The 21,501-nt window shown below is 69.6% G+C and carries 17 protein-coding genes and 1 pseudogene; 11 read left to right on the forward strand and 7 right to left on the reverse strand.

Going from position 1 to position 21,501, the window contains the following annotated elements; genetic code table 11:
- The first annotated feature begins 19 nt into the window (after window positions 1-19).
- Window positions 20-397 carry a DUF5997 family protein gene (locus tag FCL41_RS04990; RefSeq protein WP_212723159.1) on the forward strand — a complete coding sequence of 126 codons (378 nt, stop codon included), beginning with the start codon at window positions 20-22 and terminating at the stop codon, window positions 395-397.
- A gap of 177 nt (window positions 398-574) precedes the next feature.
- Here the strand turns inward: FCL41_RS04990 and FCL41_RS04995 are convergent, their stop codons facing one another.
- The 4 genes from FCL41_RS04995 to FCL41_RS16970 form a co-directional block, all read right to left on the reverse strand.
- Entirely contained in the window at window positions 575-1,156 is a 582-nt protein-coding gene (locus FCL41_RS04995) for a hypothetical protein (RefSeq protein ID WP_137066326.1), read from the reverse strand.
- 93 nt (window positions 1,157-1,249) lie between these two features.
- A complete protein-coding gene (locus FCL41_RS05000) occupies window positions 1,250-2,218 on the reverse strand; it encodes a hypothetical protein (RefSeq protein ID WP_137066328.1) in 969 nt (322 codons plus the stop codon).
- 155 nt (window positions 2,219-2,373) lie between these two features.
- Window positions 2,374-3,813, reverse strand: coding sequence for a GIY-YIG nuclease family protein (locus FCL41_RS17235; RefSeq protein WP_212723160.1), 1,440 nt, complete (start codon window positions 3,811-3,813; stop codon window positions 2,374-2,376).
- Between the two features lie 175 nt (window positions 3,814-3,988).
- Complete coding sequence (locus FCL41_RS16970) at window positions 3,989-4,147, reverse strand: hypothetical protein (protein WP_170970282.1); 159 nt, start codon at window positions 4,145-4,147, stop codon at window positions 3,989-3,991.
- Between the two features lie 372 nt (window positions 4,148-4,519).
- Between FCL41_RS16970 and FCL41_RS16975 the strand changes: the two genes are divergently transcribed.
- Both FCL41_RS16975 and FCL41_RS05010 read left to right on the forward strand, forming a co-directional pair.
- Window positions 4,520-5,227: a DUF6461 domain-containing protein gene (locus tag FCL41_RS16975; protein WP_170970283.1), complete on the forward strand. Its 708-nt coding sequence runs from the start codon at window positions 4,520-4,522 to the stop codon at window positions 5,225-5,227.
- 65 nt (window positions 5,228-5,292) lie between these two features.
- Complete coding sequence (locus FCL41_RS05010; protein WP_170970284.1) at window positions 5,293-5,805, forward strand: 2'-5' RNA ligase family protein; 513 nt, start codon at window positions 5,293-5,295, stop codon at window positions 5,803-5,805.
- Between the two features lie 85 nt (window positions 5,806-5,890).
- Here the strand turns inward: FCL41_RS05010 and FCL41_RS05015 are convergent, their stop codons facing one another.
- Window positions 5,891-6,358, reverse strand: a complete 468-nt coding sequence (locus FCL41_RS05015; RefSeq protein ID WP_137066332.1) for an SRPBCC family protein — start codon at window positions 6,356-6,358, stop codon at window positions 5,891-5,893.
- A 207-nt stretch (window positions 6,359-6,565) separates the two neighbouring features.
- On the opposite strand from FCL41_RS05015, the gene FCL41_RS05020 reads away from it, so the two are divergent.
- On the forward strand, window positions 6,566-7,582 hold the full coding sequence (locus FCL41_RS05020; RefSeq protein ID WP_137066334.1) for a magnesium and cobalt transport protein CorA: 1,017 nt from the start codon (window positions 6,566-6,568) through the stop codon (window positions 7,580-7,582).
- Between the two features lie 28 nt (window positions 7,583-7,610).
- Here the strand turns inward: FCL41_RS05020 and FCL41_RS05025 are convergent, their stop codons facing one another.
- Window positions 7,611-8,045 carry a DUF1330 domain-containing protein gene (locus FCL41_RS05025; RefSeq protein ID WP_137066336.1) on the reverse strand — a complete coding sequence of 145 codons (435 nt, stop codon included), beginning with the start codon at window positions 8,043-8,045 and terminating at the stop codon, window positions 7,611-7,613.
- Window positions 8,046-8,137: 92 nt separating this feature from the next.
- On the opposite strand from FCL41_RS05025, the gene FCL41_RS05030 reads away from it, so the two are divergent.
- Together FCL41_RS05030 and FCL41_RS05035 are read left to right on the forward strand one after the other, a co-directional pair.
- A complete protein-coding gene (locus FCL41_RS05030; RefSeq protein WP_137066338.1) occupies window positions 8,138-9,862 on the forward strand; it encodes a DEAD/DEAH box helicase in 1,725 nt (574 codons plus the stop codon).
- A gap of 76 nt (window positions 9,863-9,938) precedes the next feature.
- Window positions 9,939-11,516, forward strand: a complete 1,578-nt coding sequence (locus tag FCL41_RS05035) for a Na+/H+ antiporter (RefSeq protein ID WP_170970285.1) — start codon at window positions 9,939-9,941, stop codon at window positions 11,514-11,516.
- Window positions 11,517-11,558: 42 nt separating this feature from the next.
- Here FCL41_RS05035 and FCL41_RS05040 read toward each other — a convergent pair whose 3' ends face one another.
- Window positions 11,559-12,176, reverse strand: coding sequence for a hypothetical protein (locus FCL41_RS05040; protein ID WP_137066340.1), 618 nt, complete (start codon window positions 12,174-12,176; stop codon window positions 11,559-11,561).
- A 154-nt stretch (window positions 12,177-12,330) separates the two neighbouring features.
- On the opposite strand from FCL41_RS05040, the gene FCL41_RS17705 reads away from it, so the two are divergent.
- The 5 genes and pseudogenes from FCL41_RS17705 to FCL41_RS05065 all read left to right on the forward strand — a co-directional run bounded on the left by FCL41_RS17705 (window position 12,331) and on the right by FCL41_RS05065 (window position 21,486).
- Entirely contained in the window at window positions 12,331-12,543 is a 213-nt protein-coding gene (locus FCL41_RS17705; RefSeq protein ID WP_137066342.1) for an ATP-binding cassette domain-containing protein, read from the forward strand.
- 29 nt (window positions 12,544-12,572) lie between these two features.
- On the forward strand, window positions 12,573-13,889 hold the full coding sequence (locus FCL41_RS05050; protein WP_137066344.1) for a PP2C family protein-serine/threonine phosphatase: 1,317 nt from the start codon (window positions 12,573-12,575) through the stop codon (window positions 13,887-13,889).
- A gap of 26 nt (window positions 13,890-13,915) precedes the next feature.
- The gene (locus FCL41_RS05055) at window positions 13,916-15,058 is read left to right on the forward strand and encodes a DUF6544 family protein (RefSeq protein WP_137066346.1); all 1,143 of its coding nucleotides are present in this window, start codon (window positions 13,916-13,918) and stop codon (window positions 15,056-15,058) included.
- 237 nt (window positions 15,059-15,295) lie between these two features.
- A pseudogene (locus FCL41_RS05060) lies at window positions 15,296-15,592 on the forward strand (ISL3 family transposase); the annotation flags it as partial.
- 722 nt (window positions 15,593-16,314) lie between these two features.
- Window positions 16,315-21,486, forward strand: coding sequence for a DUF7507 domain-containing protein (locus FCL41_RS05065; protein WP_137066348.1), 5,172 nt, complete (start codon window positions 16,315-16,317; stop codon window positions 21,484-21,486).
- Window positions 21,487-21,501 lie beyond the last annotated feature (15 nt).

The following is a 21,501-nucleotide window of genomic DNA, read 5'->3' on the forward strand; positions in this document are numbered from 1 at the left end:
CGCAGGCAACGAACTATCGTTGAGCGCGATGATCACCCGCCGCGAAGCCGCCCAACGCCTGGACATCCCCATCGAGATGGCCACCCGACACGGCTTGCCCACGAAGCTCACCGAGGCTCAGTTGACTGAGATCGAGGAGAACCCGCCGCCGTGGCTGGTCCAGTCGCGGGCCAATCGGACCGGCAAGAAGGCGGTGTGGGTCGAGCTGGAGTGCACCGTGTGCGGGTTCACCGAGAAGGCCCGGCCGAAGAAGTGGTGGCCGACCTTCACCCATCTCGCTTGCGAGCACCACGAGCCCTCGGAGCTGCCGCCGCCGCTCCCTGGCGAGGTACGTGCGGAGTACCCGGGCATCGGCAGCCGCTTCGTCGGCATCGTCGACGTGCCTGTGGACCTGTAGGGCGGTATCAGGACCGGGCGTCCCTTGTACGCCCATGAGGGACGCTCGGACTTGGCACTGGGGAGGCACGGGGGAGGGAAGGCTCCACTTTCGTCATAAGACGCAGGCTCGAATTCATGCAAGCTGGCGATAAACCATGTCAGCACCAGTCCGCCGCGAGCGACCATCACTCCGTCGTCAGGGCGCCACCGGAGCGCCAGCGGATGCAGCCTCTTGGATCTTGGTGGCCTGGGACGGCGTGAAGTCACCTGACGCACGGACGACAAGCCGCCCGACTACGTAATCCCACTCTGCGCCCAAGCCGAAGTTCTGCAACTTCGTCTGAATGTCCTTGGCTCGAGCCTCCGCTGCCTCCGTCGACGGCCATCGCTCGATTTTGACGCCGCACTGAGTATCGAAACCGTTGTAGTCGTCGTCGGCGGTACAACCCAGTCGGGTATCGCCGAGGAAAGTCACTTGGTCATACTTTCCCGGGCGCCCAAAAAGTTCATTGGAATCATCGACTTCGGTCATCTCTAGCCGACCCTTCAGCGACGGGACGCCCTCTTGAAGGGCATCCGCCATGAGCGCTGCGTCCTCGCCCAACTCCGGGGCAACGGGGGTCGGTGTCGTGCTAACGGCTGCGGGACCGTCGGGCTTCGCGCCTTCGGCCGACGAGTTGTTCTGAGCCGATCCTTGGTCATCACTGCCGCACGCGGAAAGTCCAATGAGGAGGCACGGAATGCTGAGGGCGATGATGCGTTTTGAAATCAGGCTCATGCCTCACACGCTATGGGAATCGGCGTGTCGGTATCGGAGAACGCGGTACGTCATACCCACGCGAGAGCACGCTCGGCTCCCGTGAGCGGCGGCCTATCCCGTGCGCACGCTCGCGCGCGTCTCGTGCTCGGTGCCCTCCGCGTCGTGCCACGTGACCACGCACATCGCCTGGGATCGGGAGCCGAGCGCCTGCAGCAGAGGAAAGGAAACGGAGCCACGCGGAGGAAGCAGTTCGACGTGCTGGTCTGCGGTCCTGCCGAGGTCGAAGTCTTCGACGAGCGCGCCCGCTCCGTCTTCGAATCGCAGCGAGATGTCGGAAACGGGTGTGGGCAGGGTGCTTTCGATCACGAGACTCCAGCGGCGTTTGGTGCGCAATCGTCCCCTAGAGTCGGTTACCGGCGATTCTGAGACCTCCACGCGGGGCCACAGTCCTGGCTCCAGCGCCTCCCCCCCGGCGATCACGGTGGCGTTCGCCAGGGTCTGCGGGTGGCTCGGCGCGGTCTCGCGATCCTCGACAGGTGCAGTAAGGCCGGCGTCAGCTTCTCTCCTTTGCTTGCGCGCGAGAAAGGTCAGAACCAATTCGATCTCACGTCGCAGCTCGTCGAGCGTTGTGTAGGACTTGACGAGCGCTCGCGAGTGAAGGCTCTCGACGTACTGGTCCAGGGCCTCCTTCTGGGCTAGGCCATCGGGACTTGTTACCGGCGGTCGCGGACACTCGTTGCGCAGCACCGCAACATCGCGCCGTAAGTCCAAGAGGAGGTCAATCTCCTCTGCTGTCCCCGATAGGTAGTCGCGAGTAGGCGTCCCCATGCGGTCGGTGAAGACCACCAGGCCCGCGTCGGACTCCTCGACGATCTGATCGTTCAGGACGGCCTGTGCGTAGTCGCCGACGCTGGCAGCAGCGTTGTCTTTCCAGTCAACAACACTGAAATGGACCCCATAGATGCGGCCGTGGTCAGCGTTCCATGAGCGCGTTTGATCGAGGATGACTTGACGATGATTGCTGTCGAGATCGCTCGGAGAGGACAGCAGTATCTGGGTAACGAGGGCGTTGTAGGACACTCGGCTCTCCGTACTGGCGGTTGGACGCTGGGGCAGCGCCTGGCGTTAGTGACCCCTACCCATTCTGGCAGCGCCCAGCGACCGTAACCGGGAGTTGCGTCTTTCCGCCGCGAAGGGGCTGCCCTGATCGCCGCCGAATTGGCGCGGTCCGTAGATCAGTTCTCGTTCAATCCATGTCTGCGGGAGTCGAGTGCGTCCTTGTAGTGCTTCTCAACGGCGTTGATGTCTGCCTCTGCTGAGGATGGGTCGAGGACGCGGAGGACCGAGTAGCGGAACTTGGTCGCGTCCCGTTGCTTCAATCCAACGTTTCCACCGTGACCGTTGGTTGCGTACGCGGTCCAGCGTTGCAGCAGAGTCTCGTGGCCGTCGGCCTTGCCGACATAGTGACGGCCGTCGGAAGTGTCGGTGATCAGGTAGATCCCGATCACCGACGACAACGCCGTGCGCCATGCGGCGTAGACAGGGTCCCGAACGACCGCCTGGAGACGGTCGTGGTCGATGACCAGGTGATCGAACCCGGGAAATGGCTCGGGCTCGACATCGGCGATGTCGAGGATGGGGTACTTCGCAGCTGTTGTGCCGTGGACCCACCACGCGCGGGGCGAGCCCCACTGGATGACGCAGCGACCGGTGAGATCGGACAGCTGTTCGACCGGGTTCAAGGCAAAGGTCCGCCGCTGCCCGTTTGGTGGAGCCTCGCCCAGGTTCTCCATGATCCGCCAAAGACGCGCCCGTGCCCCTTGCCCCGGCAACAGGATCACCCAGTAGCGGGGTGGCTCCTTGGCGAAGCCGGTGAGGCTTTGCGTGCTGGTGTAGTTGAGGATCTCATCGTCGGTCGAATCGGCATGGATGCCCGAGTCCCCGTCCTCATGGACCTTCACGTAGGCGTGCCGGATTGCGATGATCTCGTTGAGGGGTATGCCCGTCCTCGCGAGAGCGTCACCGAGCGTGAACGTCGACGCCTTCAAGAGAGTCGGATCCGGCGTCTCGACGGAGGTGCCCCCACCACTGATCGTCACGGTGTCTGTCGACCTACTTCTCGAAGCGGTCGCCAAAGCAGCTCGCGCCCGACGCAGCCGCTCTCGCGGCTCGCCCACCTTGTCGAGATTCAGAGGCGGTCGAAGTCGTTCGAGGACTGCCGTCTCGACCCCGTTGAGTACGATCCCTTCCGGCTTCGCCCAGGTCGCCAAGACCAACCGCTTGTCCATCCACTCACTCAGTCGCTCGTCACCGGCCGAGTCGAGTGAAAAGTTCGCACTCCCGTCGGGGTTCGCCACGTTCCGTGGCACAGCGACAAGGTCAAGCTCGGCAACCAACAGAGCGGCGAGACTGCGACGTACGGTCGATGAACCCGTCTTGCCCGTCGAAAAGTGCGTGCCGATATCACGCCCGTTCAGGCTCTTCTCGGCCTTACCGACGTATAGCGGTTGATCGTCGAACGAAGGTGAGAGGCCGAGGTCCGACCACGCTTGGTCGTCACCATAGAAGGCATACAGACCTGGAGCCTTCGGAACTCGATGGTCGGCGTCGTGCCGGGTGCTTCGCACTCCAGCCAGATCAATCAGTGCCTGAGCGACAACAGACTCCAAATCCATGGAGCCATGCTGCCCGCACTCGGGCTCCAGTGCACGTGGTGCACGAAAGCTCTGAGTCCCTGACATGCGTCCTACCGTCGCAAGTGCACTTGGTCGCTCCGTGGGGTAGCAGCAGCCCTGTCAGTGCAGCGCCCCATGAAAAGCGCGCCTGATAGCCCGCACCCGGACACGGGGACTACGCGCCCGGCCGAGGCGACTGCTCAGCAAGTCGCGCCGGCCGCGCATCACGCTCCGCCCTGTGCTCATCCGCTTCGAGGATGCCGTGCGTCACCGCCTTGCGGACGATCACGTAGAAGACAAAGAGACCGAGCGCGCCCAACGCAGCTTCCAGCATGCGGGCGAGAGTATCGAAGCGAAGGCCCCTCGGGCGGAGTTCCGCTGAAGCGGTTGCCAGCCCGCGATCTTCCGAGGTGAGGACGAGGTGTTCGTCGTCTTCGACGAGGGCCGTTTGGTGGGCTCGACGCGTGCTCAGCTGCCACCAGTGCGAGGACGGGACTGAACGCCAGAACGCCGATGTACGCGAACTTCGGACGCGGCGCGCTCTGGCCGAGATACTTCCCGCATGCATGGAAGACGTTGGTGGGGTGGGGCTGCCGGCTTGGTTCTGCTCGCCCTCCTAGCCCTGGCGTTCGGGTGCCAGAAGTCAGGCGACGTCACAGCCGGGAGCCAGCGCGACTGGTACGACGACAGCTCCTGGATAGGGCGCATGCTGGATCGTTCACCGGCGCAGCCCACGCCGACGGAGGCGCCAAGCCCCGCTGTGCCAACCTTCGAGTCACCGGAGCTCGACGACACCCTGCTCCAGGCCAACCTGAGCGCCCTGAACGCCGCTGACAGGGCGCTCGCCGACCACCATCTCGGCGCGCCCCTCGGCGAGGGCACGTGGGTCTTCGCTGCTCCCATGACGGTTGAGGAGGCCCGTCTGCGGCTCCTCGGTCCGGATCCGCAGCCTGCGAGTCAGCGCGACTTCATGCGCGAGGACTTGTCGGCGTACACCTTCCTGCAGGTCGGTCGCGGGGTGCTCGCCTGGGAGCCGTGGGGCTTCGCCGATCCGCCCAGGCGCCTGCTCGCCGAGCTCTCCCGCGACGGCGCCACGAGCGCTGTGGTGACCGACAATATTGAGAGCATGACGCGCTTCGGGTACGCCCGCGACGGGCACGTCGTCTTCGATGCCCACGAGTACGCCTTCGTCGACAGCATCGACGAGATCCCGGCCGAGGTCCGTGACCTCGCTCGTCTCGCCTGGAACGACTTGACGGGGCCACTGGTCGAGACGTCCGACTACGCGGCCGTGGGCCTTGCCATGGCCGAGAAGGTCACGGGCGTGCGGGCCGATCCGGCGGTGCTGGACGTCAGCGGCAAGGAGAACTGGTTTGTGGTTCCGACGCCGTGGGGTGGAGGGGAAGACGACTAACAGGGCCTCGCAACGGTGTGGCCCTGCGCGGCGATGGCCGTCGCGGCCCGGCCTATCCTCGCTCCGTGCCCGACTTCGCTCTCGAGCTCTCCTTCGCCCCGGAGTCCACGGCTGCTGTCGTGGCCCAGTGGGAGGCGTTGAAGGCGGCCGGACTGCCGTCACAGGCGGACCACCGGTCGATGACCAACGCGCCGCACCTGACCCTCGTGGCAGCGACGCGCGTACCCGAGTCGGCGGTCACGACGGCCCGGGAGGTGGTTGGCCCGCTCCTGCCGACACGCATCGCCACGCGGGGGCTGGTCCTCTTCGGTCAAGGTGCTCGGGTGACGGTCGCCCACCTGGTGGAGCCGGACGCGGCACTCGCCGCAGCCGTGGCGAGGGTCCGTACGTCGGTCCCCGACCTGCGCCACCCCGTCTGGACGCCGCACGTCACCTTGGCCAGGCGGGTCCCGCGGACGGTCCTGGCCGAGGTGATCGACGTCCTCCACGCCACCGAGGCCGCGGACGAGCTGACGTGTGACCGCCTCCGGTGGTGGGACCCCGAGCAGGGCACGATCGAGGATGTCGCGGGCGCCTGACGCGGTAGGGGTGAGGCGGCTGGCAGACACGGGCCAGGCCTCCAGCGGCGCCCCGCCGAGGCCGACCTCGCCTCAGGGCACCCGTTCATTCCGAGAAGTGCCGCCGCAGGCGCCGGTGCCGATGCTTGAAGAAGGCGTCGATCACCTGGGCCAGGACCGCGGCGAGGCCCGGAACGGGCAAGCGAGGTTGGAAGGTGACGCGGTCATGCACCCAGGTGCCGCCGGTGACCGGCAGCATCCGCCGTTCATGCTCCCAGCGCCGCATGCTCACCATGGTGGACTGCTCGAGGAACCGGACGCCCGGCTCGACCTCGGCCACCGTCAGGTGGTCGAAGTCGAAAGGGATGAGGCCGAACAGCCGAAGCCAGGCACGGCCGACGGGCTGTCCCAGCGGGACGGTCTCCACGGTCAGCCCGGTCGCTGAGCGCGGCATGCTCATCGTCATCCACGGCCGCATCTCGTCGTTGATGCCGTCGGGATGGACCGCCCGTTGCCACACCGCGGCCACGGGAGCGGGCACCACCGTCTCGTTCTCGACCGTCCTCGTCGCCATGGCTGCTCCTTCCGGGCTCGAAACCGTGGGCCACCCTCGCACGGGGGAGCAGATCGTGGTCCACAGGGTTGGTGACGGTCCGGCGGAGGTAGAAGAGATGACGCAGGCCCGTGTCGGCAGCAGCACGAACGGCACACCCGAGGCTGCGGGAGCCGCGATCGCGACCGCGGCTCGGCGCGGACCTGCACGAGGACAGGGAGGTCCCGGATGCCGGTGGTGGACAACGCGATCTACGTGGACGGCCGACGGCAGGCGGAACCGGCCTCGTTGGAGGTCACCTACGAGATGCTGCGCAGGCAGCAGGGCATGGGCTGGATCGGCCTGTACCGACCTGACGCCTCTGAGATGCGGTCGGTGGCGGCTGAGTTCCAGATCCACGACCTCGCCGTGGAGGACACCGTCTCGGCGCACCAGCGTCCGAAGCTGGAGCGCTACGGCGACGTGCTGTTCACGGTGCTTCGTCCGGCGCGTTACGTCGAGGCGGAGGAGAGGGTCGAGTTCGGCGAGCTGCACGTGTTCACCGGCAAGGACTTCATCGTGACCGTCCGGCATGCCGAGTCGCCCAACCTGCGTCGCGTCCGCCAACGGCTGGAGTCCGACCCGGACCTGCTTCGGCTCGGCCCCGAGGCGGTCCTGTACGCCATCCTCGACGAGGTGGTCGATGAGTACCAGCCGGTCGTCGCGGGCCTGGAGAACGACATCGACGAGATCGAGGACCAGGTGTTCACGGGGGACCCGGCGGTCTCGCGGCGCATCTATGAGCTGTCCCGCGAAGTCGTCGAGTTCCAGCGTGCCACCACACCCCTGCTCAAGATCGTCGCCGACCTGGCCAGCGGTTTCGAGAAGTACCACGTGGACGAGGAGATGCAGCGCTACCTGCGCGACGTGCAGGATCACACGATCCGCATCGCAGAGCGGGTCGACGGGTTCCGGGTGCTGTTGCAGAACATCCTCACGGTCAACGCCACGCTGGTGGGTCAGCGGCAGAACGAGGAGACCCAGCGGCTGACCGAGACCAGCCTGCGGCAGAACGAGGAGGTCAAGAAGATCTCCTCCTGGGCGGCGATCCTGTTCGCGCCCACGTTGGTCGGCACCATCTACGGCATGAACTTCGAGCACATGCCAGAGCTGGACTGGCGTCTCGGCTACCCCATGGCGCTCGCCCTGATGCTCCTGATGGGAGCGGTGCTCTACGCGGTCTTCAAGCGTCGCGGATGGTTGTGACCCCGACGAGTGCCCACCGATGTTCCGGTCAGCCGGAGGTCGGGATGAGGCGCGAGTCGACCAGGGCGGCCGTCCGGTGCACAGCCGCCTCCACGTACGCCGGGTGGTTGATCAGTGCCCGGAAGGCCGCGGGGTTCGGGTACCTCACGGTGAGCACCGCGTCCCACTGCTCGCCATCAGGCCCGATGAACGTCGGTCGGCACGACCTGAAGTGTTCAACCGCCCCTCCGATCGCCCCGAGGGTGTCCTGGGCGGCCGCGCTGTACCGCCGGTAGGCCTCGGCCCCGGAGATCGGTGCTTCGGGGGCCAGGTCCGGACGGTGTGAATAGTCGGCGACGTCGCGGAACCGGACCAGGTTGAGCATGACCACCGCGACGTCGGCGTCCAGCTCGTCCAGCGCCCCGAGCTGGGCCGCCGTGGGCTCGACACTGCACCGCTCGGCAGGAGGGAGGTCTGTGTTCATGGGCGCACACGCTAGCGCTGTTCGAGCCCTCCCGGCCCTCACCGGCGGCGAGCCAGCCGCGAGCGAACCATGGCCGCGGGTAGCGTCCTCGGGTGGCCAGCACCCGTCGATCCAGCAGCCGCCGCCGCAGCACCGTACGCCGCGGCGGTCAGACCCAGCGGCCGTTGCCGACCGCCGGCCCGGGGGAGCGGCTGTGGGTGCTCGACGTCCCGTACGGCACGCAGGTCGACGACGCCACGTGGCACCCGGCGGTCAAGATGCACCTGTACGTCGGGCGCACGCTGCCGGCGCACCTCGCGGCGTACGCCCCGGGGCCGCACACGCTGGGCCGCTTCCTCGAGAACACCCTCAACCCCGACGACCCGACGCCCAACCCCGAGCCGAGCGAGGCGCTGGAGCCCCGCAGGATCCAGTTCGAAGCGGCCGACGCGATCGCGGAGCGTGCTGTGGCGGGCGGTCGCCTCTTCCTGCTGGCCGACGAGCCGGGTGTGGGCAAGACGATCTCCGCGGTCCTGGGCGCCTCCGCGGTCGGTGACATTCGGGGTGCGAGCCGAGTGCTCGTCGTGGCCGACCGTCCGGCCGCGATCACGATCGGCCACTGGTGCCGCACGATCACGGCGCTGGGCGACGCTGGCCTGGAGTGGGTCGTGATCACCTGGGACCGCTTGGAGAAGGTCAAGGACCACGACTGGGACGTCATCATCGCCGACGAGGCGCATGCGCTGCGGCGTACGACGACGAAGCGGTGGAAACTCTGGGCGAAGATCTCCGGCCACGGAAAACCCCACGACAAGGCGCCGTTCGTCATCGCGACGACCGCCACCCCCGGCCACACGCCACTCGAGCTGCCCTACCTCGCGCCCGCCTACGCGCAGGTGCACGAGGAGCCGATGCGCGAGTGGACCTCGGCCACACAGCCCGCGGTCACCTTCGCCACCGCGCTCGAACGCCACGGCGTCGAGGTGGAGCACGGACGCTACGGCGCGACCTGGACTGCCGACCCGGCGCGGCGCGCCGCGGACCTCAAGCTCGTACGCGGCTGGCTCACGGAGGTACGCCCGCCCGCGATGCTGCACCGCGCCGCCCCGTGGGGGCCGGTGCCGATCTCCGGGATGCCGGTGGCGCTCACCCCGGCCGAGCGAGCGGCGTACGAGGCGGAGTGGGGCGAGTTCTGCCGCGAGATGGACCTCGCCCGACGCGGCCGCAACACCGCCAAGGGCCGGGCCGCGCTGCTGCGCTTCCGCCAGAAGGCCGGGCTGATCCGGGTCGACTCCACGGTCGACTGGATCGCCCAGCAGGTGCAGGCCGAGCGGCAGGTGGCGTGCTCCGTCGAGTTCGTCGCGACCGCCGCCGACCCCATCGCCGACCGGCTGCGCGACTCCGGCATCGAGGTGGCCACGATCTACGGCCGCGACCGATTCGACCCGGAGGCCGAGCGTCTCAAGTTCCAGACCGGGCAGGCGAGGGTCTGCGTCTTCACCACGGTCGCCTCGATCAGCCTGCACGCCGGCGAGACCCTGGCCGACGGCCGCCAGGCCAGCACCGAGCCGCGGGTCGGCGTCTTCCACCAGGCCCGCTTCTCCGGCATCGCCGGACGGCAGGTGACCGGGCGTACGCACCGTGACCACCAGGTGTCGCCGTGGCACATCGCGTATGCCGAGGGCACGGTCGAGGAGCAGGTCGGCAAGGTGATGGTGGAGCGGATCGCCGCCGCCTCCGACACCGTGGGCAGCGACACCAGTGGCCTCACCGACCTCGCGGAACTCCTGGGGGCCGACTGGTTGCCGTCGGCGGCGCTGACCGAGGACGGCGCCTGACCCGGCTGGGCTGGTGACGAGGACGCCATCGATTTCGAGGGTGGTCGCGCTGCTCGTGCGGGGCCAAGATTGACGGGTGCTGGGACTCGAGATGGTCGTCCTGCTGGGCGTCGCCCTCGTGGCGTGCGGTGCGGTCGCGCGCCGCTACCCGATCGCCCCTGCCATCCTGCTGGTGCTCGTCGGCGTGCTCGTGGGGTTCGTGCCCCACCTGCGACAGGCCCACCTGCCACCCGAGGTCGTGCTCCTTCTCTTCCTGCCCGCGCTGCTCTACTGGGAGAGCCTGACCACCTCGCTGCGCGAGATCCGCAAGAACCTGCGCGTCGTCGTCCTGAGCAGCACGGTGCTGGTGCTGATCACCGCCGGGGCCGTGGCGGTGACCGCACACGCGCTGGGCATGCAGTGGGGCCCGGCCTGGGTGCTCGGCGCGGCGCTCGCCCCGACCGACGCGACCGCCGTCGGGGTCCTGGCCCGTGATCTCCCGCGGCGTACGGTCACGGTGCTGCGCGCCGAGAGCCTCGTCAACGACGGCACGGCCCTGGTCCTCTACGGCCTTGCGGTGGGCGTCACCGTCGGCGAGCAGGACCTGACCGGCTGGCACGTCACCTGGTTGCTGGTGCTCTCCTACGGTGGCGGCGTGCTGGCCGGTGGACTCGTCGGCCTGCTCAGCTGGCAGGTGCGCCGCCGCATGGAGGACCCGATGCTCGAGGGCATCGCGATGCTCGTGACGCCGTTCGCGGCGTTCCTGGCGGCCGACGCCGTCGGGGCGTCCGGGGTGCTGGCGGTCGTCGCCTGCGGACTCTTCATGAGCCAGGTGGCGCCGCGGATCACTGGAGCAGCCACCCGCCAGCTCGTAGCGCCGTTCTGGTCGCTCTCCACGACGGTCTTGAGCAGCGCGCTCTTCGTGCTCGTCGGGCTGTCGGCCCACTCGGCCTTCCTCAACCTCACCAGCACGTCGTTGGCCGAGGCGCTGGTCGACGCGGTCCTGGTCGCGGCCGTGGTGATCGGGGTGCGGTGGGTGTGGATCTACACCACGCCGTACGTGATCCGCCTCGTCGACCGCCGCCCCGCCCAGCGCGCGCTCCGGGTCAGTGCGCGCCAACGTACGGTCAGTGCCGTCGCCGGTTTCCGTGGCGCGGTCTCGCTCGCGGCGGTGCTCGCGGTGCCGCGCACGCTGGACTCCGGGGCTCACTTTCCCGACCGCGACCTGATCGTGGTCATCGCCAGCGGCGTCATCGTGCTCACCCTGCTCCAGGCGATGCTGCTCCCGGCCGTGGTGCGGTTCGCGCGGCTGCCACCCGACGACTCGGTGGCCGAGGAGATCCAGCTCGCCGAGGTGTTCAGCCTCGAGACGGCCCTTGCGGCCATCGACACCACCGCCGCCGAGCTCGACATCGACGAGCAGGTCGTCAGGCGGGTGCGACGCGAGCTCGACAAGATGCGTCTCCTGGTGGAGGCCGCAGGCACGGTGGACCACCCGGTCGTGGTCCATGACGACCAGTACACGAGCCTGTCGCTGGCTCTTCTGGCGCGACGGCGCGATGCCCTGATCGAGCTGCGCGACACCCGGCGGATCGACGACATCGTGCTGCGGCTGGTCCAGGCCCGGTTCGACAACGAGGAGGTCCGGCTGTCCCGGGCGCGACCACCCGAGTGAGGGTCGGGCTGCGTACGTCGCCCGGTCGGCGTCGCGGGCCGGTCACGCGAGCGGCTCAGCGTGCCCCGCGGACGCGTCTCCGGCTTGCCGTCGCGCCAGCACCAGGCCCGCGGACCATCCCGGCAGTCGACCGTGCGTCGGCGGGATGATCGTGCCCATGTCGTGGCCGGTGCGGGCCAGCACCCACGCCACCATCGAGTTGGAGTTCCACATCTCTCCGGCCCCGATCTCGTCCCTGCCCCACGTGAGCGTCGGCACCTGGGGGAGCATCCGCAGCACGGCAGCGACGCGTTCGGGGTCGTCGGTGGTGCGTACCGGGCTCTCCACCGCCTCGGCCAGGTCGGGGACGACACCGCCCGCCCAGCACCGCACCTCGTAGCGGAACAGCCGGAACCGACCGAGCCACCGGGCCCCGACCGGGCCCTCGCACACGACCCCGCGGTCCTCAGCGGCCACGTTCCACACGGGCCCCATCTCGACGGCGTACGTCACGTCGTCGGCCCGCACCATCAGCGCACAGTGGTAGAGGTCCAGCGGCGCCCGGTGCTCACGCCGCGACACCCACCACTCGTACGCCCGACCGTTGCGGCGGACGACGTGGCCTCCGGCGCCCAGCGGCAACCAGTACAGGTCGACCCACGCGGGGGCGGAGCTGGCCATCGCGATCACCTCGCGACCAGTCAAGCCCACCTGCGCCCGCCGGTGAAGAGGCCAGCATCCACCGAGCGGTGGATGGCTGGCTCCACCGGACGTCACCAGAATTCAGCTGTCACCGTCGATCCGCCGGAGCGGCCTCCGGCACCACGTTGGATGCATGACCATCATCGAAGTGGACCGCCTCAGCCAGCGGTACGGCGACCAGACCGTCGTCGACGAGATCAGCTTCTCCGTGGAGCGGGGCGAGATCCTCGGCATCCTCGGTCCCAACGGGGCGGGCAAGACCACCTGGCGCCGTGCCGAGAACGAACCCGTGCGAGATCGGAGACGGGGGAGCGGCGGGCGTCCATTCGCTCGTCGACCGGGGTGATGTCGTCCTGCAGTCGTTATGCTCCGCCCATGGTCAGTCGACGCAAGGTCACCGACGTGCGACGCCTCCTCGAGGCCGCGGAGGCCGCCTCCCCGGTGCGGGCGGTGGACCAGGTGGCGCGCGAGCTCGGGCTCGCGTTCGGCGCCGCACATGTCTCCTTCCTGGTCACCGACCTGTCAGGGCGCGCGCTGGTACGCCTGGCGCACGTGCCGATCGCGCAGGACCCGGCACCGCATGGTGGCTCGACCGGTCAGGACCAGCGTCGCGCGGAGGAGGAGTCCGCGAGCACGGTGCCCTTCGACGGCGGGCCCGAGGAACAGGCCGTACGCACCCAGACGATCCAGGTGCTGCCGCCGGACGGGGCAGCCGCGAGGGCAGGTGTCGCGGGCATGTGGCGTGTGCTGGCCCCGGTGACTGAACGCGGCGAGTCCATCGGTCTGCTCGAGATGTACCTCCCGGACGCACCCGATCCCGAGAGCGTGGACGAGATCGCCCAGGTGGCGCACCTCCTGGCCTTCGTCGTGATCGCCAATCGCCGCCACACCGACCTGTTCGAATGGGGGCAGCGCAGCCGGGAGTTCAGCCTCTCGGCCGAGATCCAGCAGCGGCTGCTTCCCGAGTCGCGTACGTGCGAGGCAGCCGCGTTCACGCTCGCGGCGTGGCTCGAACCCGCCGCCACCATCGCCGGCGACACGTTCGACTACTCCCAGGCGCGCGACTCGCTGCACCTCTCGTTGACCGACGCGATGGGCCATGGGGTCAACTCCGCCTTGACGGCCAGCGTCTGTCTGGGCGGCCTGCGAGGGGCGCGGCGCCAGGGCCTGTCCCTGCTCGACCAGGCATCGGCCACCAACAGTGCCCTGGCCGAGCACGCCGACAGTCGTGCTGGCGACGACTTCGTCACGGGCATGATCGGCCGCGTGGACCTGGACACCGGCACCATCGAGGTCATCAACGCCGGCCACGTCCCGCCCTACCTCCTGCGGAGGTCGGAAGTGACCATGCTCGACCTCAAGGTCGACCTGCCGTTCGGCCTGTTCGCAGAGAGCACCTACGAGAGCACCCGAGTGAGCCTCGAGCCCGGTGACCGCCTCGTCTTCGTGACCGACGGCATGCTCGAGCGCAACGTCGCCGGCATCGACCTGGCCGGTTCGATCCGTGACACAGCGGCTCTCCACCCGCGAGAAGTCGTCCGCGTCCTGGCTGACAGAGCCCTCGAGGCCGCCGGGCACGCCTTGGAGGACGACGCCGCGGTCCTGATCCTGGACTGGCACGGCCGGCACGAGGAGTCCAGGGACTCCGTCTCCGGGGCGGACCCGTCGCGCGCGAGCGGTCCCCACGCGTAGGGCGCCACTGGGGGAGGGGGATCAGCATGGAGAACGTCGTCCGCTGGACCGTGGTCGTCGTGCTGACGGTGCACGGGCTCATCCATCTCCTCGGTGTGGCCAAGGGGTTCGGCTGGGCCGATGTCCCGCAGCTCAAGGCGCCAATCGGGACTCGCTCCGGGCTGCTGTGGTTGCTGGCTGCGGCGCTCGTCCTGACCGCCGCCGTCCTGCTCGCGGTCGGCGCACCCACGTGGTGGTGGCTGGTCGCCGCTGCGGCTGCGGTGGTCTCCCAGATCGCCATCGTGACCTCCTGGGAGGACGCGAAGGCCGGCACGGTCCTCAACGTGCTGCTCGCCGTCGTCGCGGCGTACGGGTTCGTCTCGGTGGGGCCTCCCAGCTTCCACGCCCGGTGGGACAGGCAGGCGAGCGAGGCACTCACCGACGTGGACGCCGCGCCCCCCGTGCTCCTCGAGGAGGACCTGTCGGGGCTTCCGGAACCACTCGCGACCTACGTCCGACGCTCCGGCGCCGTCGGGAAGCCCCGCGTCACCAGCCTGTACGCGCACTTCCACGGCCGCATCCGCAGCGGCCCGGAGGCGGCGTGGATGCCTTTCACGGGCCAGCAGGTCAACACGTTCGGAGAAAGGCCGCGCCGGCTGTTCCTGATGGATGCGACCAGGTCGGGGTTGCCCGTCACCGTCCTGCACGAGTACGCCGACGCGACCGCCGCCATGCGCGGCAGGGTCCTCTCGCTGGTCACAGTGGTGGACGCCTCCGGCGAGGTGATGGACCGGGGAGAGACGGTCACGGTCTTCAACGAGCTCGTCGTGCTGGCGCCCGGTGCGATCGTCGACGCTCCCGTCCGGTGGACGAGCCTGGACGCCAGGCGCGTCCGCGGAGACTTCACCCTCGGTGACCAGACGGTCTCCGCCGAGCTGGTGTTCGACGCCGACGGCGACCTGGCCGACTTCGTCTCCGAGGACCGGTCGCGGGCCTCCGAGGACGGGAAGTCGTTCGTGCGACAGACCTGGTCCACCCCGTTGTCGGGGTACCGCGACAGCGACGGACGCCGCCTGCTCACCAGCGGTGAGGGGCGGTGGAAGGACCCCAAGGGCTGGTTCGCCTACATCGAGCTCGAGTTCGACGCCATCGACTACAACGTGCGAAGCCTCGAGGCAGCCGGCGGCTGAGGGTTACCGTCCTGCTCGTTCATCCGAACCGCCCAACCGCAGGACGAGAGCGGCCTACAGTTCGCTCGTGCCCCTGTGGAAACGCCTCACCCTGCCCGCGTCGGGCTCGTGGTCTTCGCAGTTGCCACCTTGGGCGGGTTCGTCGGCCTCTGTTGGTGGTGGGGCGTCGGCTTCGACGAGGCGGAAGCGCTCGGAACGGCCACAGCGTTGACGGACGCCGCGATGGTGGCGAGCTTCTGGCTGGCCGCCCGTCCCCAGGCCTGGCGTGACCGGGTGGAGGTCGTCGCGATGGACGGGTTCACCGGCTTCAAGACCGCCACCACCGAGGAGCTGCCCGACGCGGTGACGGTGATGGATCCCTTCCACGTGGTCCGCCTGGCCGGCGATGCCCTGGACCGCTGCCGGCGCCGGGTCCAGCAGAACCTGCACGGCCACCGAGGCCGCAAGAACGACCCTCTCTACCGCGCCCGGCGCACCCTGCACACCGGCGCCGCCCTCCTCACCGACAAGCAGCGACGGCGGTTGCGCGACCTGTGCACCGCCTGGCTCACGGTGACGACGTGGTCCCCGATGGTTCCTTCGCCGGTGCACACGGTGTAGGTACCGGTGGTGGCGTCCGGCTCGCAGGTGCCGCTCAACGTCCAGTCATCGGCGCCTGCGTCGGCACCGAGCTGCTCGAGCGCAGCGGCGTTCAACAACGTGTCGGACTCGTAGCGGCGGTGGACGCTGGGGCACGGCACCGAACCACCGAGGCACAGCAGCCGGGGAGGCTCGATGATCTCCTCGGTGAGCGTCCACTCCGAGGCAGGGGTGAACCTTGTCGGCGACGCCGGTGATCTCCTCGGTCGAGCCTGCACGGATCAGGAGCCAGGCGAGCGCCCCGAGCACGACCACCAACGTCACGCCGAGCGTCACCGGCGGCCGTGAGCTCACGATCTCTCCCCTCGCGTCGTGTGTCGTGGGCCAGATTCACAGAACCAGGGTCCATGTGTGCGCGAGATGCACCGGTTCATGAGGGAGGTTCGAACATGCAGACGCTGGTCGGTGGCGATGCCGACCTGGGCGAACGGGTCCGGCGAGCGGGTTCTGCCCGTTCCACCACGGTTCCTGCGCGGTCGACGGCGCCCCATTCGCGCTGACTCCGCGCCGGGCCCGGGAGTCGCGCGGGTTGCGCTTTGATGTGGTGGGGCTCACAGTGATGAGGGACGGGCCTAACTCGGGAGCAGGCGATGGTGAACCTTCGACGACTGACCGCAATGACCGCCGCGTGCACGATGGCGGTGGCCACGCTCTCCATCGCCACCGACGCGAGCCTGACCCCGGCGGCCGCGGACCCGCCGACGGGCGGGACCACGATCGTCGACGAGACGTTCACCGGCCGCACGGTCGCGGATCCCGCGTGGACGGTCCAGGGCGACACCTGTCTGACCGGGGCCATCACCGCGCCGCCGGCGGGAGCGGCGCAGATCCCCACCTGCGCGCGGCACCGCAACGGCCCGGTGCCCACCCTCGGCGCCACGCCCGGCTACCTCCAGCTCACCGACACGACCACGCAGCGGGCCGGCAGCGTGCTCTACAACAGCCCGATCCCGGCCACCGCCGGCGTGACCATCACCTTCGACCAGTTCCAGTACGGCGGCACCGGGGCCGATGGCATCGGGTTCTTCCTCGTCGACGGCTCCACCGACCTCACCGAGACCGGTGGAGCGGGCGGGAGCCTGGGCTATGCCCAGCGGATCATCGACGACGACATGGAGCCGGGCATCACCGGCGGCGTGCTCGGCGTCGGTCTGGACGCCTTCGGCAACTACTACGACGACGGCGAGGGCCGCGGGTCCGGCTGCCCCGAGGGCGAGCGCTCGCCCTCGACCGCGGAGGGCGCGGTGGCCCCGAACGTGATCACGGTGCGCGGACCCGGCAACGGTGCCACCGGGTACTGCTACCTCGCCTCGACGACCCCGGAGAACCCGACCGACCCGGACGATCCCGGCACGACCCTCAACGGCGGCAACGGGACCCTGCGGGCCCGCACCCTCGCGGCGTCCTGGCGCCAGGTGAACATCACCGTCACCCCGGCGCCCGACCCGCGGATCATCGTCCAGGTCCGCTACAACCCCAGCAACCCTGCCAGCCCGTGGGTCACCGAGCTCGACATCCCGGCACCGGCCGGCCTGCCGAGCACCTACAAGTTCGGGCTCTCGGCCTCCACCGGCGGCCAGACCGACGTCCACCTGATCCGCAACGCGGTCGTGCGTTCGGTCAACCCGCTCGCGCAGCTGCAGCTGGAGAAGCAGGTGGACCGCAGCGCCGGGACCCTGCCGGCCGTGATCACCGCGGGGACCGTCATCCCCTACCAGTACACCGTGACCAACGCCGGCCAGGAGCCCCTGTCGGCCCTGTCGATCGCCGACGACACCATCACCGGTCCGATCACCTGCGAGGCCACCACCCTGGTCCCAGCGCCAGCGGCCGGATCGACCACCGTGTGTCGAGGCACCTACACGGTCACCGCCGCCGACGTCGACGCCGGCGAGGTCGTCAACGTCGCGACGGCCAACGCACAGAATCCCGGGGGTGACCCGGTCACCTCCCCGGAGGCCACCGTCACCGTGCCACTGGTCTCCCGCCTCGACCTCGAGAAGGATGTGCAGACCCCCGGACCGTACGAGGCGGGCCAGGAGGTGGAGTACCTCTACACCGTGACCAACACCGGCGGATCCACCGTCACGAACATCGCCGTCACCGACGACCTGATCCCCTCCGCGACGCTCGCGTGCGAGACCAACGTCCTCGCGCCCGGGGCCTCCACCACGTGCACCGGCACCTACACCGTCGACACCCGCCAGGCCGACCCGTCGGGGAGCATCGTCAACACCGCCGTCGCGGCGGGGGAGACCCCCGTCGGGCAGCCCGTCGAGTCGCCCGAGGCGCAGGCGAGCATCGGGGTCAACACCGACATCGCGGTCACCAAGACCGTCGACGACCCCGAGCCGGCGGTGGGCGACACCGTCACCTTCACCGTCACCGCGACCAACAACGGCCCGGCGATCGCCACCGACGTCCTCATCACCGACCTGCTGCCCGAGGGGCGCCTGACGCTGCTGAGCTCGAGCACCGCCGGACCCCAGCCGTCGACGTACGCCGCCGGCACCGGCGCCTGGTCGATCCCGAACCTGCCCGTCGGCAACGCCGTCACCCTCACCATCACCGCCCGGGTGGACACCAACGGGGTGGTCTCCAACACCGCGAGCCTGACCAGCCTCGACCAGCTGGACACCAACGCCGCGAACAACAGCGCCACCGTGACCTTGAACCCCGCGGCCCTCGACCTGGCGGTGACCAAGGAGGTCATCGGGTCCGCGCAGGTCGCGGCGGGGGAGCCGGTGACGTTCCGGGTGACCGTCACCAACCTTGGGCCGCGCCCCGGCACCGGCATCACCGTGACCGAGGAGCTGCCCCCGGGCCTGACCTTCCGACCCGGGGACTCCGGCGGCACCGGCACCTACAACCCGGCCACCGGCATCTGGACCATCGGTGCGCTCGCCGTCGGGGCGTCCGCGACGTACGACTTCGTCCTCGACACCACCGCGCCGGGCACGTTCACCAACGCCGTCAGCATCGCCAGTGTGTCGCCGACCGACATCAACAGCGCCAACGACTCCGCATCGGCGTCCGTCGACGTGCGTACGCCGAACGCGGACCTCGTCATCGTCAAGGGCGTCTCCGACGAGGAGACTGTCGTCGGCGACAACGTCACCTACACGGTCACGGTCCTCAACCGCGGGCCCGACACCGTGCGCGACGTCTTCGTCACCGACACCGGCCCGGAGGGGATCACGATCCTCGACAGCACCGCCTCACAGGGCACCGTCGACCTCCCCGGCGGACGCTGGGACGTCGGCACGCTGGCCTCCGGGGCCAGCGCCACCCTGTCCATCACCGCGCGGCTCGACACCGAGGGCACCAAGGTCAACGTCGTCACCGTGGCGGCGCCGCTGCTGGACGACCCCACCCCGGCCGACAACGAGTCCTCGGCCACCGTCACCACCCTGGGGCCCGCGGTCGACGTGGGGGTAGCCAAGGACGTCGCCCGTCCCGACGGCGACGATGACGTCTCGGCCGTCCCGCTGGACCAGGACGTGGTGTTCACCGTCACCGCGACCAACAACGCCGTCGCCGGGGCGCCGGCGACGACGGCCACCAACCTCGTCTTCGACGACGTCCTGGAGGAGGGGCTGACCTACGTCTCGTCCACGGGCGACGGCACCTTCGACGCCGAGACCGGCACGTGGAGCCTCGACTCGCTGGCCGTCGGGGCGAGCGCCACCCTCACGATCCGGGCCACCGGGACCGTCGTCGGGCAGCGCAGCAACACCGTCGGCCTGAGCACCCTCGACCAGCGCGACGTCGACGAGACCAACAACTCCGCCTCGGCCACCGCGACGTTCGTGGAGCTCGCCGACCTGGCGATCACCAAGACCGTCGACCAGCCGATCGGCCAGCCGGGGGACACGGTCGTCTACACGATCACCATCACCAACAACGGCCCCAACGCCACCGACGACACGGTCACCGAGGACCCCGCCCTCATCCAGGCCAACATCACCGGACACACCACCGACAACGGGACCTTTGACGAGGCGAACCGCATCTGGACCATCCCGAGGCTCGAGGCGGGGGCGACGGCGACCCTGGAGGTGTCCGTCCTCATCAGTGCTGACGCGTCGGGGCACTATCGCAACCTGGTCGCGATCCAGGAGTCCCGGGTCGACGACCCGAACCCGGACAACAACACCGCCAACACCGAGCTGTTCGTCCCGGCCGCGGACATCGCCGTCGAGAAGACCGTCGACGACCCGACGGCCGTGGTCGGCGAAACGGTCACCTTCACCGTCGGGGTGCGCAACCTGGGCCCGGACCCCGCCGAGGACGTCACCGTCGACGACCTGCTGCCCGAAGGGCTCGAGTACGTCAGCAGCACGGCCTCGGTCGGGACCTACGACCCGGACACCGGGGTCTGGACCATCGGTGACCTCGACCCCGCCGACCTGCCCGCGACCGACCCCCAGTCGGAGCTGCAGATCGAGGCTCGTGTCGCCCAGACCGGTGCGCTCACCAACACGGCGGATTCCGACCGGTCCGATGGGCTCCCCTACGACCCCGACCCGACCAACAACTCCGACTCCGCCACCGTCAACGGCGACGAGGATCCGGCACTCGCGATCGTGAAGACCGCGAGTCCAAGCACCGTCTCCGCGGCTGGGCAGCGGGTGACCTACCGGTTCCGCATCACCAACACCGGCGACGTCCCCCTCAGCGCCGTCGCTGTCCTTGAGGGAGGGTTCACCGGTGCCGGGAACCTGCCGACCCCGACCTGCCCGCCGGCAGCCGAGAGTCTGGCTCCCGGCGCGAGTGTCACCTGCACCACCGTCTACGTCGTGCGGGCTGCCGACCTGTCCGCGCGACGGCTGAGCAACACCGCGCGCGCGACCGGCATCGACCCGCTCGGCGAGCCCGTCTCCTCCGGGCCGGACAGCGCGGTGGTCCTGATCAGCCCGCCCGCCGAGCCGGAGATCACGACCCGTACCTCCGACCGCCGCGTCAAGCCCGGCGAGGCCTTCCACGACCGGGTGCGGGTGACCGGCCTGGCGCGCGGCACGTCGGTGCCGGCGACCGCCCGCCTCTACGGCCCGTTCGTGTCGCGTGCGGCGGCGACCTGTGGCCCGGGCAAGCTGGTGCGGACGCTCCGGTGGCGCGCGAGCGCCGGATGGAGCCGTACCGCGTCGGTGCGGATCAAGGCGCCCGGCGTCTACACCTGGCGGGTGTCCACCCGGGCGACCGCGGCCAACACCGCCGCGACCAGCCGCTGCGGCTTGGCCTCCGAGACGACGACGGTCGCGAAGCCGTCGTACCCCGTCCCGGTGGTCAACGGAGGGTTCTCAGGCGTCCTTCCGGGCCTCGGCGCCGAGCTGCGGGCGCCGACGGTGGTGCGGGGGCCGGGCTTCGGCCTGGACGCCCCCGTGATCACCACGAGGATCGCCCGTGGCGAGATGCGGCTGCCCGCCGATGTCGACGTGACAGCCTGGCTGCGCAAGTCCGCGGGGTACGGCGACGCGATCGGCACCTCGGTGATCGCCGGGCACGTCTCGGACCGCAGCGACCGGCCGGGTGCCATGTGGGGCCTGCGCCGCGCGCAGCGGGGCAAGGTGGTCACGGTGACCAGCGCCGGGAAGACCTACCGCTACCGGGTGACCGGCACCTCGACGTACCCCCGCACCCGCAAGCTGCCGCACCGGTTCTTCCAGACCACCGGCGCCCACCGGCTCGTGCTGATCAGCTGCACCAACCGGGTCCGCTACGCCAATGGCCGCTTCCACTACACGAAGTACCAGGTGGTCGTGGCCAAGCCGGTCCGCCGGAAGCGCTGACGGGCCGGCAGCGGA

Origin of the sequence: Nocardioides jishulii, from assembly GCF_006007965.1 — a bacterium.
In the GTDB taxonomy this organism is placed as follows: Bacteria; Actinomycetota; Actinomycetes; order Propionibacteriales; family Nocardioidaceae; genus Nocardioides; species Nocardioides jishulii.

What these genes read in the sequence shown, in the direction of transcription:
- FCL41_RS05055 (WP_137066346.1), top strand. Translation starts at nt 13,916, where the DNA reads ATGGAGAACGTCGTCCGCTGGACCGTGGTCGTCGTGCTGACGGTGCAC.
- FCL41_RS05020 (WP_137066334.1), top strand. Translation starts at nt 6,566, where the DNA reads ATGCCGGTGGTGGACAACGCGATCTACGTGGACGGCCGACGGCAGGCG.
- FCL41_RS04995 (WP_137066326.1), bottom strand. Translation starts at nt 1,156, where the DNA reads ATGAGCCTGATTTCAAAACGCATCATCGCCCTCAGCATTCCGTGCCTC.
- FCL41_RS05040 (WP_137066340.1), bottom strand. Translation starts at nt 12,176, where the DNA reads ATGGCCAGCTCCGCCCCCGCGTGGGTCGACCTGTACTGGTTGCCGCTG.
- FCL41_RS05050 (WP_137066344.1), top strand. Translation starts at nt 12,573, where the DNA reads ATGGTCAGTCGACGCAAGGTCACCGACGTGCGACGCCTCCTCGAGGCC.
- FCL41_RS05065 (WP_137066348.1), top strand. Translation starts at nt 16,315, where the DNA reads ATGACCGCCGCGTGCACGATGGCGGTGGCCACGCTCTCCATCGCCACC.
- FCL41_RS16975 (WP_170970283.1), top strand. Translation starts at nt 4,520, where the DNA reads ATGCTGGATCGTTCACCGGCGCAGCCCACGCCGACGGAGGCGCCAAGC.
- FCL41_RS17705 (WP_137066342.1), top strand. Translation starts at nt 12,331, where the DNA reads ATGACCATCATCGAAGTGGACCGCCTCAGCCAGCGGTACGGCGACCAG.
- FCL41_RS05015 (WP_137066332.1), bottom strand. Translation starts at nt 6,358, where the DNA reads ATGGCGACGAGGACGGTCGAGAACGAGACGGTGGTGCCCGCTCCCGTG.
- FCL41_RS16970 (WP_170970282.1), bottom strand. Translation starts at nt 4,147, where the DNA reads ATGCTGGAAGCTGCGTTGGGCGCGCTCGGTCTCTTTGTCTTCTACGTG.
- FCL41_RS17235 (WP_212723160.1), bottom strand. Translation starts at nt 3,813, where the DNA reads ATGGATTTGGAGTCTGTTGTCGCTCAGGCACTGATTGATCTGGCTGGA.
- FCL41_RS05025 (WP_137066336.1), bottom strand. Translation starts at nt 8,045, where the DNA reads ATGAACACAGACCTCCCTCCTGCCGAGCGGTGCAGTGTCGAGCCCACG.